This window comes from Chloroflexus sp. (genome assembly GCF_034434295.1).
In the GTDB taxonomy this organism is placed as follows: Bacteria; Chloroflexota; Chloroflexia; order Chloroflexales; family Chloroflexaceae; genus Chloroflexus.
In genome coordinates this window covers 26,078-40,239 of record NZ_DAOTZQ010000054.1, presented here as the reverse complement: position 1 = coordinate 40,239, position 14,162 = coordinate 26,078, and the positions used below count along the sequence as shown (strand labels likewise).

10 protein-coding genes are annotated in these 14,162 nt (G+C 55.6%); 4 read left to right on the top strand and 6 right to left on the bottom strand.

The genetic code is table 11. From position 1 onward, the window contains the following. Position 1 precedes the first annotated feature (1 nt). The 3 genes from VAE57_RS08310 to VAE57_RS08300 all read right to left on the bottom strand — a co-directional run bounded on the left by VAE57_RS08310 (position 2) and on the right by VAE57_RS08300 (position 3,746). Positions 2–1,261: an MFS transporter gene (locus tag VAE57_RS08310; RefSeq protein ID WP_322821419.1), complete on the bottom strand. Its 1,260-nt coding sequence runs from the start codon at positions 1,259–1,261 to the stop codon at positions 2–4. 398 nt (positions 1,262–1,659) lie between these two features. Next, positions 1,660–2,379, bottom strand: coding sequence for an RNA methyltransferase (locus tag VAE57_RS08305; protein WP_322821418.1), 720 nt, complete (start codon positions 2,377–2,379; stop codon positions 1,660–1,662). Beyond that, positions 2,376–3,746 carry an ATP-binding protein gene (locus VAE57_RS08300; RefSeq protein ID WP_322821417.1) on the bottom strand — a complete coding sequence of 457 codons (1,371 nt, stop codon included), beginning with the start codon at positions 3,744–3,746 and terminating at the stop codon, positions 2,376–2,378. The genes VAE57_RS08305 and VAE57_RS08300 overlap by 4 nt, the downstream gene beginning before the upstream one ends. 212 nt (positions 3,747–3,958) lie before the next feature. On the opposite strand from VAE57_RS08300, the gene VAE57_RS08295 reads away from it, so the two are divergent. The 3 genes from VAE57_RS08295 to VAE57_RS08285 all read left to right on the top strand — a co-directional run bounded on the left by VAE57_RS08295 (position 3,959) and on the right by VAE57_RS08285 (position 7,043). Then, entirely contained in the window at positions 3,959–4,567 is a 609-nt protein-coding gene (locus VAE57_RS08295; RefSeq protein WP_322821416.1) for a metal-binding protein, read from the top strand. A 104-nt stretch (positions 4,568–4,671) separates the two neighbouring features. After that, positions 4,672–5,172, top strand: coding sequence for a hypothetical protein (locus VAE57_RS08290; RefSeq protein ID WP_322821415.1), 501 nt, complete (start codon positions 4,672–4,674; stop codon positions 5,170–5,172). After that, complete coding sequence (locus VAE57_RS08285) at positions 5,169–7,043, top strand: DUF5671 domain-containing protein (RefSeq protein ID WP_322821414.1); 1,875 nt, start codon at positions 5,169–5,171, stop codon at positions 7,041–7,043. The genes VAE57_RS08290 and VAE57_RS08285 overlap by 4 nt, the downstream gene beginning before the upstream one ends. 501 nt (positions 7,044–7,544) lie before the next feature. Here VAE57_RS08285 and VAE57_RS08280 read toward each other — a convergent pair. The 3 genes from VAE57_RS08280 to VAE57_RS08270 all read right to left on the bottom strand — a co-directional run bounded on the left by VAE57_RS08280 (position 7,545) and on the right by VAE57_RS08270 (position 12,702). Next, on the bottom strand, positions 7,545–8,729 hold the full coding sequence (locus VAE57_RS08280; protein WP_322821413.1) for an acyl-CoA dehydrogenase family protein: 1,185 nt from the start codon (positions 8,727–8,729) through the stop codon (positions 7,545–7,547). Between the two features lie 793 nt (positions 8,730–9,522). Next, positions 9,523–11,685, bottom strand: a complete 2,163-nt coding sequence (locus VAE57_RS08275) for a glycoside hydrolase family 2 protein (RefSeq protein WP_322821412.1) — start codon at positions 11,683–11,685, stop codon at positions 9,523–9,525. Positions 11,686–11,703: 18 nt separating this feature from the next. Further along, complete coding sequence (locus tag VAE57_RS08270; RefSeq protein WP_322821411.1) at positions 11,704–12,702, bottom strand: glycosyltransferase family 2 protein; 999 nt, start codon at positions 12,700–12,702, stop codon at positions 11,704–11,706. Positions 12,703–13,271: 569 nt separating this feature from the next. Between VAE57_RS08270 and VAE57_RS08265 the strand changes: the two genes are divergently transcribed. Continuing rightward, positions 13,272–14,159 (top strand): DUF488 family protein, encoded by an 888-nt coding sequence (locus tag VAE57_RS08265; RefSeq protein ID WP_322821410.1) that lies wholly within the window; start codon positions 13,272–13,274, stop codon positions 14,157–14,159. Positions 14,160–14,162: the final 3 nt, after the last annotated feature.

Below are 14,162 nucleotides of genomic sequence, written 5' to 3'. Positions count from 1 at the left end.
GTTACGAAGCTGCCGCAACCGAGGTTGACTCTGCCAGCGAGCGCCGTCCGTCGGTGTAGTTGCGTAACACCGGTACTTTTGCCGCTACAATCCCGGTCATGATCACACACGCCAGGCCGCCGAGGGCTACTGAGAGTTGGGTGCCGAGTAAGCGAGCGGCAATACCGGCTTCGATCTCTCCCAGTTGTGGTCCTCCGGCGAAGAAGAGCATGTTCACTGCGACCATTCGACCTCGCAACTCGTCTGGGGTTTCCAGGTTGCGAATGTTGCCCCGCACCACCATGCTCACCGTGTCGGCAGCGCCGTTGATAGCCAGCATAAGGAGCGATAGGGCAAAATTGGTGCTCAGGCCGAAGATAACAGTGCTAAGACCGTAAATTGCCACTGCCCAGAGTAGCAGTGGTCCCTGGCGATTACCGGCACCCCAGACAGAACAAATGACACTGGCGATGACGGCACCCACTGATGGTGCAGCGTAGAGCATTCCCATCCCCTGCGGTCCAACGTTCAGAATGGATTGGGCGTAAATGGGCAGCAGGGTCGTAGCGGCGCTGAAAAAGGTGGCGAGAAAATCAAGCAGCATTGTGCTCCAGATGAGTGGTGTGCGCCAGACAAAGCGCAATCCTTCGATTGCCGCCTGTAGGCTAATATCGCGCTTCTCGGCAGCAATTGGACGTGGACGCATGAGCAGGAGCGCCAGCAAGATAGCGGTGAAGCTGACGACATCAACCCAGTAAACCAGCCCTACGCCACCGTATTCGATCAGCAGACCACCAATCGTTGGGCCAACAATGGTTGCCAGTTGCCAGGAGACGATGTTGAGGCTGAGCGCACCGGCCAGGTGTTCACGCGGTACCAGCGATGGAATGAGGGCTTGACGGGCCGGGATACCGAGGGTGTTGGCGGCTGCCGCCAGCGCAGTAACCGTGTAGATTGTCCAGAGCGCTGCCAGACCAAGATTCGCCGTGAGGGCCAGGACTAACGAGCAGAGCATCATGGCAATCTGCGCACCGATCATTAACCGCCGTCGATCAATGGCATCGGCCAGGACACCGCTGCCGAGCGCCAGCAGCACCAGCGGAACCAGACGTGCCGCCCCGATAGCCCCCAGAGCGAGTGGATCACCGCCTGACAGTTCGAGAATGTGCCAGCTTACTGCGGCCCGCGTCATTTCGGTGCCGGTGAGCGATACAAAGTTGCCAAACCAGAGCAGGCGAAAGTCACGTGAACGAAATGCAGCAAACGGAATGGTGGTGGTCATACAAGCGGGAATCCTATCAAAAATTGGTCGAGTACATATTTGATAATACAATAATACCAGAAAGCGAAAATGTGTGCTCGCATTAGCCGACGATGACCCTGACACTACATCTGAACGATGTACCGTTGGACGTCAGTAGGGGCGACGCATACGTCGCCCCTACTGGTATGACAGGAGTTGTAGGGGTACGGCATTCGTGTCCTTACAATCACACCGACGATAATCCCCTGGCGCCCCATCTGTGATCGGTGAAGGCAAGCGTTGCACATACCCGGTACAAAGTACGGCGAGTGCAAACGTGTGGCTTCTGCACTCCAAACCGTTCACGTGGCGACTCCTGCGATATGTATCACCCCCTCTTTCCTATTTCCTATCTTCTATTTCCCATCTTCTCCACCCTATCTCCTCTCCAACTTCCTCAGCGCCTCGCGTAGCAGTGCCGTCAGCACGGCAGCATCACGCTCGCTGAGGTTGGCGCGGGCAATGATGGTGCGCAAGCGCTGACGTAGCGCCTGTCCACTGCCGCTTTTAATAAAGTTGGTGGCGCTGATCAGATCTGCGACAGCGGTATAGAGACTCTCACGGGCGGCCAGGGTAGCCGGGGGTTCACCAGGCGGGGTATGCAGCGCAAGTGGAGTCGTCACCTGTTGTAGTTCATACAAGACAATCAAAACAGCCTGCGCCAGGTTGAGGACGGGATAGTCAGGTGCCATCGGCAGGCTGAGAATTTCTTGACATAATACTAATTCATCCCGACGCAAGCCATTCCCTTCGCTACCGAAAAGAATGGCGACCGTGCCGGCATTGACTGTGCGTTGACGGGTTTCATGTGCCCATTGCCGGACATCGTTGCGCCACGGCAGACCAGGGTGGGGGCGGTCGCTGGTACCGACCAGATGGCGAATATCGGCGATGGCTTCTGATAGATTTGAGTGTACGGTGAGATTCGCCAGCACAGGATCGGGTCGATGGGCAACTGCGGTAATTGTTGCGGGATCGAACGGACAGGGATCGACCAGGCGCAGGTGGTGGAAGCCGGTGTTGAGCATTGCCCGTACCACTGCGCCGATGTTGCGCGGATCACGCGGCTGATGGAGAATGACAACAATGTCGTTCATTTGAGAATGTAGTAAGTGGCCCGTTTATCGCCGACTTTCAACAGTAAGCCACGGCTGACCAGATCGGAGAGATCGCGACGAATAGTTTCGGCACTGACATCGGGATGCATTTCTTGCAAGTCACGGTTGGTGATACGCTCGTGTTCGACCACGAACAGCAGGGCATCGATCTGACGATCATTAAGCCCCATCCGGCGCCAGGCTGCGGTATCGACACCACCGGGAACAGCTTCCGCCATTGGCTGCCCTGGTAAGATGACCAGAAAGCCGGCAGCAGTCTCGCGGAATGTAGCCGGTGGCAAGCCAGCAGCGGCTAACTGGCGGAGCATGCGGTCGATGCCGTAGCCAAGCCGTTCGACCAGGCCGAGGTCAGCCAGTACCTGCACGATTGCCGGGTTGCGTGAAAAGCGTTCGGCCCGGATATTGTCGAGGGTGACGTGACCGGGCAACCGGCCCGGCGAATAGACTTCAAGCCGGTCACTGAACATAGTGATCCGGATTCCTTCACCCCGTGTGGCATAGTCACGGTGAGCCACTGCATTGACCAGGGCCTCACGTACCGCAGCGGGAGGAAACTGCGTCCAGTCTTCGCGTTCGAGACCGATCATGCGTGAACCTTTACGCATATGCTCGTTGAGCCAGCGTTCGGCGCGGCGGATTGCCTCTGGGAGAGGAGCGCAAATATCTTCGCGCTCGAAGGTGTCTGCCGGTTCGCGACCACGATAACTCACCAGGGTTAGTTCGGCCTGGGGAAAGCGGGCGGCGACATCGCGGCCAAACAGCAGCAGGCCGGCATTGGTCGGAATGCCATCGATCAGGCAGCCGCGACGGGTGAGTAAAGCCAGCGGATCGTCGCCTGCCGGTGGACCAACCCGCCGGGCATAAGCGCTGATGAGATCGGAGTCCAGTTCTTGTAACGAAGCACCGGGTGGCGTCTGCCGTTCCCAACCGACATCAGCCCGTTCGCTAAACAGACGATGCAGCGCCGCTGGTGACAGCGGTACGTTATTTGCTCCCTCACGGCGGAGATACCGCCCCTGCACGGCGTAAACGTAGGGCAGGCCGCTCGGCACGTCAACGGCGAGCAGTGACATTCCCTGATGTTCGATGATCCGGGGGAGGGGAATAATGAGTGGTGGCGTACACGAGAGGGCAGCCGCCAGCACCTGTTCAATCGCTGCGGTTGGATTGTGGAGAGCCGCCAGCGTTGTGCCACGTCCACCACTGACGATAAGGGTACCGCCATGAGCGTTGGCCAGGGCGGCCAGGGTTTCAGCAAGCTCGGTAATGCTCTGACGCTCGCCGGCATACGCGAGCCGCGGCCCGGCTGGTTGACCAGGGAATCCGGTGAGGAATGGCATGTCCATACAAACCTCCGCCTTGGCACGAACACACGTGCTATTATACCAGAAGTGCTGTGCGGTTTTGGTTGTGGGTTGGGACGAGAGTGAGCGTTGCTAAGTGAGCATCGGAGGCATGCGTTCGCCACCTTGCATCGGGAAGAAAAGGCTGGTAGAATGCGGGATAATACTATGATCCTTCAGCAGCGAGTACATTCTTTGTCGAATACAGGTTCTCTATGCCATCTGTGCGCACCCATGATCTGATAACGGTTGTCAGTGGTATTGTATTGACACCAGGGGTATACCATGCCTGTCTTGAGTATGCCCAATTCAACCCGCCAACGGCACTTGCCTGTAGTCTCTGGTTTGGTGGTGCACATCTGGTATCGGGCATTATGTTTTCGCCCGATCTTGACATCGACTCGGCAATTGATAACCGCTGGGGTATCTTCTTCTGGATCTGGCGTCCCTACATGTGGTTGATCCCGCATCGCGCCTTCTGGAGTCATAGTCTGATCATTTCCCCGCTCTTGCGGCTTGGTTACTTTGCGGCTGTTGTGTACGGCTTATTGCTCGGTATCGGGTGGAGCCTCGGCCAGCTCGGTTTTGCGCCACCGGCTTATCACCGTGAATTGGCAACACAGGTGAACATTCTGATCGAGACCTATCCTCGCGAGACGTGGGCATTTATCATCGGCTGTTGCACCGGCAGTGCAGCCCACACTATTGCCGATTGGTTGGTGACGAAGGGGAACTGGCTGCTAGGAGGGTATGGTCGTCGGTTACGACGGCGCTATCGCAATCATGACCAGTGGCTCCCACGGCGAGAGCGTTTGCGGCAATGACCGGAAACTTTTCGCACCTGTCAAACGTCTTTCATGCTGGTACACAACACAGGCTATGACATGTCCCTTGAATGGCAATACGATACCAGAGAACAGGGTGCTCTATGCGTCTGCAATCAAGTGATCGATTTTTGCTCGCGATTGTTGGCGGTTCAATCCTCTTAATTCTTGTGGCCGTGGTGATAGTGCTAAGCCGTGCTGAGCCGACCTATCGTAGCGGTACTGAACCAGGTGATGTCGTCTTCAATTATCTGTTGGCCCTGCAGCGCAGTGATTACGAACGGGCGCATAGTCTGCTCTCGCCTACCCTGCCGGGCTATCCGCGCGATGCACAGGTGATGCGTTCCCAGCTCAGAGATCTCGCTATCACGCAGGAAGAGATTAGCTATGCGGTGATCGATAGCCGGCAGAATGGTGATCGGGCAACAGTAACGGTACAGGCGACGACGTTCTTCCGTACCGGTTTCTTTGGCAGTAGCACGTCGAGTTATACATTTGCCGTTGAGCTTCTGCAACACGAGGGTAGCTGGAAATTAATTGCGAATGACGATTGGCGCTGGCGCACGTGGCATTGGTGCTGGGGGCAAGAGGGAGGGTGCTCATGATTGCGGTGAGGCGCTGGTATCTGTTTGTGAGTGCCACTATTGGTCTCCAGGGCTTCACATGGTCGTTGATCTGGTTGCTCTACGGAATTCTGGTTACTGATGAACAGCCGGTTATCGAGGCGACAGCGCTGCAACTAGCGGCCTTGCTGGTCTGTTTGCCGCTCTGGTTGGGGCATTGGTTGTGGGGGGAACGGCTGGCGCGACGTGATCAGGACGAGCGAGCTTCGGCGATACGGAAACTCTATCTCTACGGCAACCTGACCCTGTTTTTGATTGCACTGATTGGGAGTGTTTTCGATCTGCTGACAGCAATACTGCGGTTTGTCTTGCGCATCCCGGGCGGCGACCGCGTTGGGCAGTTTGAATACGGGATCATTGCGTCATTGATCCTTGGTGTGCTCTTTGCCTACCACAGTGTCGTTGCCCGTAACGATCTCCATCAGGCGCCGTTGACTGGTGGTGGCGCCTTGGTGAGGCGTCTCTACCTGTTGTTTGCCGCCGGGGTTGGTCTGACTGTCTGGGCAAGTAGTATTACGACGTCGGCGCAGCAAATAGCCAATGCCTTCGGCGGTGTTCTTTCGCTGCCGATCTTGCCCGAACTCATCGCATCCACAATCATTGGTCTGGTCGTCTGGTACGGTCACTGGTGGCGTGCGCAACAGCTTTTTGCCAGTGCGGAAGAAGATGAACGGGCATCGGTGTTGCGCAAGGTTTACCTCTACCTGGTGATTGTGGTGAGCAGTCTGGCAGCAGTGACAAATGCAACCATCCTGCTGGCCGGCGTGTTTCGCCAGATGGTAGGATTGATGGTAACCGGTAGCCCGCTAGATGTGCTGATCTCATCGGTTGTTTTCGTTGTCATCGCCCTGTATCACAGTCAGGTCTTGCGGGCCGACGCAGCGGTCATTCCCGAAGCTCCCCGTCAGGCCGGGGTGCGGCGTGTGGCATGGTACCTGGTGGCAGCCGTCGGGCAACTGGCTCTGGTTGGTGGTCTGGGTGGGATGTTGAGTGTGATCATTCGAGGTGTGGCCGGAGCCGAGACAACGTCCGATCTCCGCGAGCCACTGTCCTGGTTCGGGGCGATGCTGATTGTCGGCCTGGCAGTCTGGGCAGTGTGCTGGCGTCGGATACAGCGTATATCCAGCGCTACGGGTGAGGCAGGTGTGGCCGAGCGTAGCGCACTCACACGCCGTATCTACCTCTTCGGCTTCTTGTTCGTCGCCTCATTGACGCTTTTGCTGGCGATGCTGTACATTCTCTTCCGCATCATCAGCATCGCACTCGGTGAGCCGTTTGCCGGTTCGCTGCTGGCCGACATTGCCCAGGCGTTGGCTTTCGCACTGATTGCCGGTGGTGTGCTGATAACGCACGGGCTTGCGCTACGAGCCGATACGCGGGTGCGTGAGGAAGCAGCACTGGCGAAACAGGCCCAGATGCGGGTCGCGGTAGTCTCCGATGATGGTCTGGCCAATCAGATTGCCACTGAATTGCGCGCACAATTTCCACAACTGGTCATCTACGTCAGGGATCAGTCTGCCGAAGCTGAACAGCAACTAGCGAACGCTAACCTGATCGTTGGCACGTGGCGCCAGACTGACAATCCACAGTGGCTGAATCGCTATCCGGCACGTAAATTGCTGGTGCCGCTTGCCGATACGAACTGGACGTGGGTAGGAGTGGAGCCGATGACGGGGACTGAGATTGCCCGTCAACTGGCAGATGCTGTGCGTCAGGTACTGGCCGGTGAGACATTGCGCCCCAAACGTGCAGTCACCGCCGGCACGATTGTAGCAGTAGTGGTTGGAGTAGTTTTGGTGGTTTCATTGTTAAGCGGATCGCTGGTGTTTCTGATCGCCCTGTTCTCGTTTTGAGGAGCACCTGTTTCAACAGAGACATTGGAGGCACGAGCAGGAGCGACATACGCTTCATCGCAAGTATGCGCCCGTTATGGTGCCGCGGTGAGGGCGAATGCATAACGTCCACTTCCGGCATCCTGTACGCATGGGTAAGGCCGTTGCCCGCCCTACGCGCAGGATAGTTGAGAGAGAGGCTTATGTCGTTCGAGCGGTGACTCAAGCTGCGACGGACATAGAATAGGCACTCACATCACATCTTGACCTGTCACGCCTGGCAACGCGCTGGCGTAATGGATGGCGAGTGTGGTGGTGCGGTGCCGGATGTCTCCCAGCGAGCCGGCGGCACGCGCTCCCAGGGTCTACCGGCACCTGCGCACCGCAGCGTGGCGTGTAGGGGAACCCAGATGCTATGACCGCTATGAAACATAATTTGACATAACTTTTCTGTGGTGGCGGGCATCACCTCGCTCCTCGTGGTTGAAGAGAGGAGCGAGGTTGAGGGTTAGTTAGCGGACGTTATACAAATGCGGCAATCCCGGTAATCTCGCGCCCGACGACCAGGGTATTAATCTCGTTGGTGCCCTCGTAGGTATAGACAGCTTCAATATCGGCAAAGTGGCGCGCAATATGCCGGTCAAGCAAAATCCCGTTGCCGCCGAGCACCTCACGTCCCAGGGCAACAATCTGGCGTGCCTTTGCTGCACAGTATTGCTTGGCAAGCGACGCCATACCCTCGGTGATCTGGCTTTCGTCCTCGTCGCGGAGCTTGCTCAGCCGCCAGGCCATCAACTGGATCGCAGTGAGATCACCGAGCATGTGAACCAGCTTCTGCTGCACCAACTGGAAGCCGGCAATCGGACGGCCAAACTGCTCGCGCTGGAGGGTGTACTCAAGTGCCAGTTCGTAGGCAGCCTGAGCGTGACCAACAGCTTCCCAGGCGACCCCATAGCGAGTGTTCTTCAAGATATTCGCCGTATCGCGGAACGAGCGGGCCAACGGTAAGCGATTCTCTTCCGGCACGAAGACATTCTCCAGGGTAATGTCGGCATTGATGACCGAACGCTTGGCAATCTTACCTTCGATCTTGGTTGCCCGATAGCCGGGGGTACCCTTCTCGACCAAAAATCCGCCGATCCGACCGGTCTCTTCATCCTGGGCCCACACCACAATCACGTCGGCAAAGGTAGCGTTCCCGATCCAACGCTTGGCGCCGTTGAGCAGGTAGCCGCCACTCACGCGTTTGGCAGTGGTGCGGATGTGGGCAGCGTCGGAACCGACGTAAGGCTCGGTGAGGGCAAACGCACCAATCTTCTCCAGCCGGGCCATGGCCGGTAGCCAGCGTTGCTTCTGCTCCTCTGAACCACAGGCAGCGATGGCACCCATTGCCAGGCCACTGGTTACGCCGACAAATGTGCCGACACTGCCATCACCGCGGGCCAGCTCGGCAGCGATCAGCCCAACTTCAACACTGGAGAATCCCGGACAACCGTAACCCTGGATTGTGCCACCGATAATACCTAACTCGGCGATCCGGGGAATCAGCTCGAAGGGAAATTCGGCTCGCTCCCAGTAATCGTTGATGATCGGCAACACGTGCTCGTTACAAAATGCGCGCACCTTATCGCGAAGCGCGCGCTCGCGCGGGGTGAGGAGTTCGTCGAAGTGGAAGAGATCGATACCGCGCTCGCTTGCGATCGTCATTGTTCGCCTCCTGAGATAACAAGTGTATGACGCACTGCGTAATAATTATAACACAAAATATCATCATCATGATCAAGTTTCGCCGAGCGCAATTTAGAGAGGGAAACGCGCTGCTATCCTCGGGTTGCGAGTGTTTGCAGGTTAGAACCTGGTTCAAAAAACGTTTACTATGAAGTTATCTGATTCATTCCTGACCGACTCTATAATGGTAACGAACATGCCCGGCATCTCCGTGACCAGTAAGCTCAACGGCGTACCACGCGCTGAATCGTGAGCACGGCTGCTGCGGCAGCCATGCTGCCGCACTCCAAACGTCGCGACACGCGCATGACGAGCGGTAAGATAACTAGTCCAGGGCGTGATGGCACGGCCTGAGCTGTGCTCTGCCAACGAGCAAGGAGCCGGGTTGGCGGTCGTTGGTGATTGGCAAGCGTTCTTACTCCTGGACGACGGTCTTGCAGCACGATAGCACAGCTTTTATGAAATAAGTTCTCGAGTCTCGCATCATTTCTGCACGCCAATGATCCAACCTGGTAAGAGGTAATGCATGGCAGACAATTCAATGCCCATCCTTCAGCCCTTGCCGTTTCCTCTGCTGACGAACAAACCGCGTTCATCTGCTCAATCCGCGTCGATCCGCGTCCCCGAAAAAATGATGCTCGCGGCTGCTTGTGGATGTGATGAGTGCCCGCAGATCACCCGCTCTGAACAAACCGCGTTCATCCGCTCAATCCGCGTCGATCCGCGTCCCCACATATGGAGCTGCAAGGGCGTGTAGACTTCAATGTCCAGATCACGTCTTGGGCGTGTTCTCTTCCGCAGTTAACCGATAGCGATTGGTAAACTCCGGCCCGGCTCCGATCAGGCGAAGCACAATGGTGTACTCGCCGGCACGGATTGGTGTGAGGCGCAGGCGATCAACTTCGGTTGCCAGTGAGTCGGCAGGCAGATCGAGGTAGCGAACAACGGTAGTCAGTTCGGTATCGGTTGGGTCGTACAGGCTAATCGTCAGTTGTACACCAACCAGCGGCTCACGGGCATCGTTGACAGCGTAGATCGGAAGATCAATCGCTTCGCCGATGGTAAATGTGCGCGGCTCAATCAGGGTAAAGACATACTGTGGGCGAAAACAGTCGCGCAGAGCGTAGTACGAGCGTTTGGGTACACGCCAGTAGTCGATCACGCTCCACAAAACAGCAGGGTACGGATCGACAAAGAGAAAGGCGATGATACCACCGGTTGGACGATATTTATGGTAGCGAAGGCGATCAATATAGAAACGATTCAGTTCGGCCTGATAGTTCTGTGACATCTCAATCACCTCGGCCAGTGATGTTGCTTGCCGCCAGGGATACCAGGCCGCCATAATCTCAGCCTGTAGACCATGCCGTTCTATCAGGCGAGTGATCGCAGCATCATCGAGCGGATCGGACATAAAGCGCAGGCTGCTCTCAAGGTTGGGAAAACTCTGCGCACCGAACTCGGTCACGAAGCGCAGGTTGCCCGGAAAACGCGCCCGTACCGCTTCTCCATCGGCCAGCGAACCGTAGGTGCGGTACCAGCCAAAATAGGCATGAGCGTCGGTGCCGGTGCGCACGTAGGGAACATCTGGCTCACCCGACGAACGCACTACCGGTCGAGTTGGGTCTTCTTCTTCGACGATCTGCTTCAACTGCACATCCATCACGTCACGGTTCCAGCTAAAGATAAATGCCGATTGATAGGTGCGCAGCCGTGCCGGTAGTGATTCATCGGCAGTATCTTCGAGGTGAATCGCTTCGTTGTGCATACACCAGATCGCAATGCTGGGATGATTGCCGAGTAAGCGCACCATAGCCCGGGCCTGGTGACGGGCTGCCGGTAGCACGTCTGGTCGATACAGCCACTGAAGCGGAAAATCCTGCCAGAGCAGTATCCCGGCGGCATCAGCCGCATCGTAGAAGGCCGGGTGGTCGATGTGGGCATGAACGCGGAGCATGTTCATGTGGCAATCGCGTGCCAGGGCCAGATCGCGCTCGGCACGCTCGCGATTCATCGTCGCAATCCGCATATCGCCGGGCGGGTAGTTGTTTCCTTTGGCCAGAAACCGCTCACCATTCAGATGGGGAATCCAGTTGCGTAATTCAAAGGTGCGCACACCATACGCAAATGATTGCTCATCACTCAGGCCGTCATCAAGCCAGATACGCACGGTTACCTGATAGAGATCGGGACGGCCCAGATCATGCGTCCACCAACGACGCGGTTCGCGCAGTTTCAAGAGACCCTGCACGGTTTGTTTGCCGCCACGCAAGCGACGCTGAACGGTAAAGACCTGTGTTTCACCGTGGAATGTCAGCGGTGCAAAGATCAACTCGCTGCGGATGGTCGCGGGTTGGGCAGCGTCAAGGTCAAGGGCAAAACGCAACTGCGCCAGCCGGGCGTCGCAATGTTCAGTGCGCAGACGAGCCTGGTGGAGGCGCACAGGGCCACTGTAGTGTATCTCGACCGGCAACCAGATACCCCCCGGATTGGCCTGGGGGTCGAAACAATCCCAATGCGAAAAGACCCCCGTGATCATCCGTTTGCCGATTTTGTTGTGTTCATCAGGGCAATCGAGTTCGATGATTAGGGTGTTTTGTGCCCGCAGCAAGGTGGTGATGTCGTGCTCAGTCGGCTCGAAGTAGCCTTCGTGGGCACCTAGATCGACCCCATTAAGATAGGTGTGTCGATAATAGAATGCGCCGTTAATCCGCAACCAACGCCGTTCATTAGGGAGATGATTCGCATCAGACGAATTGGGAAAACGACAGCGGTAGACCACCTTGCCGCTGTGAGTTTCCAGTCCTGGTAATTGTTGCCAGTGGGCGGGAACGATGGCTGGCAGCCATTCGCTATCGTGACGCGGGTAGATGCCGTGAGAAAATTCATTCAGAGGGCGAATCTGCCAGTTATCTTGCAGGGTAACGAGATACATATGCTGATTCGGCAATGACTACCGGCTATTATTCAAGGTATACAACACCTGCTGATAGAGCGCAATCCGCTGCCGGCGCAGCTCTGGCCGATGACCGATCGCCAGTTTGAGGGCCTCGATGATCAATTCATACTGGTACCCCAGACAAATCAGATGCCGTAAGAGCGCTGCGGTAACCCAACCATACCACATGCGAGCCAGCAAGAGGCGGCTCTGCTGAAAGTAGCGATGGCGAACGAGTGGCACCTGTTCGCTACTTTTTCCTTCGTGATGGATAATCACCGCGTCAGGCAGGTACCAGATTTGACTGCACACTTCCACGTGCTCGCGCCGGAATCGATCAGGTGCTGGCGCGACCGGGTTTTGCCACTGCAAACGCCACTGCCATTCGAGTTCCTCGCTGTACATAAAAAATCGCTCGTCAAGCAAGCCTGCCTGACGGATGGCCGTTGTCCGTACTAGCAACGCTGCGCCAACCAGCCAGCCCACCCGTTGCACCCGGTTGGCAGGCCGGTCGGCGCAGTGGTAGGCGCGGGACCATGGATTATGTGGCCAGAGGCGCTCCCACGGGGTACTCTCCCAGATCATGGTCAGTGGCGTTGGAAAGCGACGGCGCGAGGATTGTTGACTTCCATCACTGTACAGCAAACGAGGGCCGACGGCGATAGCTGCCGGATGCTCTTGCAGAAAACTGACCAATCGCGGAATCGCGTCAGTCTGTGGTTCGGTATCCGGGTTGAGGAACAAGATAAATTCCGGCCCACCATCCGGTCGCGCCAGCAATGTACACAGGGCCAGATTGTTGGCGGCGGTAAAACCGAGATTGGCACCGGCTTCGATCAAATGCACGGCGGGAAATTCATGCCGGATCATGGTCGCTGTGCCATCACGGCTGTCATTGTCAACCACAATGATCTCAGCAGCGAGATTGTCTGAGGCTAGCGCTGCCTGCACAGCGCTCAGACAGCGTCGCAGCAGATCGCGCACATTCCAGGATACAATGATGACTGCCAGCATATGTTGCTCTGTATTCCTCACCTTTACCTGTGCATAGTGTACCATAGCTAAGGTATGGTGGTCATCTGTAAGAGAGAAACTCTCATTATCCGCCTGGTATACGCGTGGCGCAGCGTTTGGAGTGCGGCAGCCATGCTGCCGCGCAGCCATACACACGACCCGGCGCGTGTCACGCCGTTGACCCGGCTGGTCACGGGGATGGTGTGTGCTTGTCACGATCATGGAACTGGTTGGCAGTGAATTAAGATACCTTCTCGTAGATGTTTTTTGAAATAGGTTCTAAAAATTAGCGCTCGTGACCAGCAGGGTTAACGGTGTGCCATACCGGTAGCCTGGGGGTAGGATATGCTGGCGTTGGCGATTGGCAAGCGTTCGTGCGCCTGCGCGACCGTCTGAGATCACGACAGCACAGCTTTTGTGAAATAAGTTCTTGTCCGTATGTAATATAATAGAAAAAACGTTCTGAAGAGTGCAATCGCAAGAGATACCGTAGAACAACCCCAATGCAACGGGAGCGCAGACCAGATACGTCTCCATCGAGAAACTGAAGTCGCTTTCAGGTGTAAATGATGCTATATCGTCAAAAAGTACTGCTCGCCTTAATACACGTATTTGGTGGAACAATAGACAGGCTATACCTGCAAAAAATGCTCTTTTTGCTTAGCCAGCACCAGGAAAAGCCTGTCTACGAGTTTGTTCCTTACTATTATGGTAGCTTTTCATTTACTGCTCAGTGGGACATCAATGCATTATTTAGAAAGGGTTTTCTAGCGGTAGATAAACATACAGTAACACTCGTACAGCAACCTCCTCAGTTATTAGATAGTGTTACTGAGCATGATATGTGGTTTCTGCATGAACTTTGTCAGCGATACCGATATAAAGCCAGAAATGATCTGCTTAGAGAGTTATACGAGCAGTATCCTTACTATGCTCAACAGAGTAAACTTCTCGATGAGATTTTGGATGACGAAGCAAAACAGCGAATAAAACAATATCAGAATGAAGGATCAAGGATTGTATTATTTACCATCGGTTATGAAGGCCGCTCGCTGGAAAACTATCTTAATGCATTAATTAGAAATAGTGTTCAAACCCTGGTAGATGTCCGAAATAATCCAATGAGCATGAAGCCGGGCTTTAGCAAAGGTCAGCTACGAACGTATTGCGAGAATCTGGGTATCGGGTATATTCATATTCCAGAAGTTGGGATTGTCTCTGAACTGAGAAAGAATTTGAAATCGCAGGAGGATTATGAAGAACTATTTGCTGCGTATCATCGAGAGATTCTACCCACGACCGTATCGTTTCAACAACGCATTTTGAACATTCTTCTGCGCTATCACCGTATCGCCCTTACCTGTTTTGAAGCTGAGAGCCAGCGCTGTCATCGCAGTCATCTGGCCGATGCAATCAGCAAATTGCCCGAATTTTCCTACGAAGTAGTACATCTTTGAGGT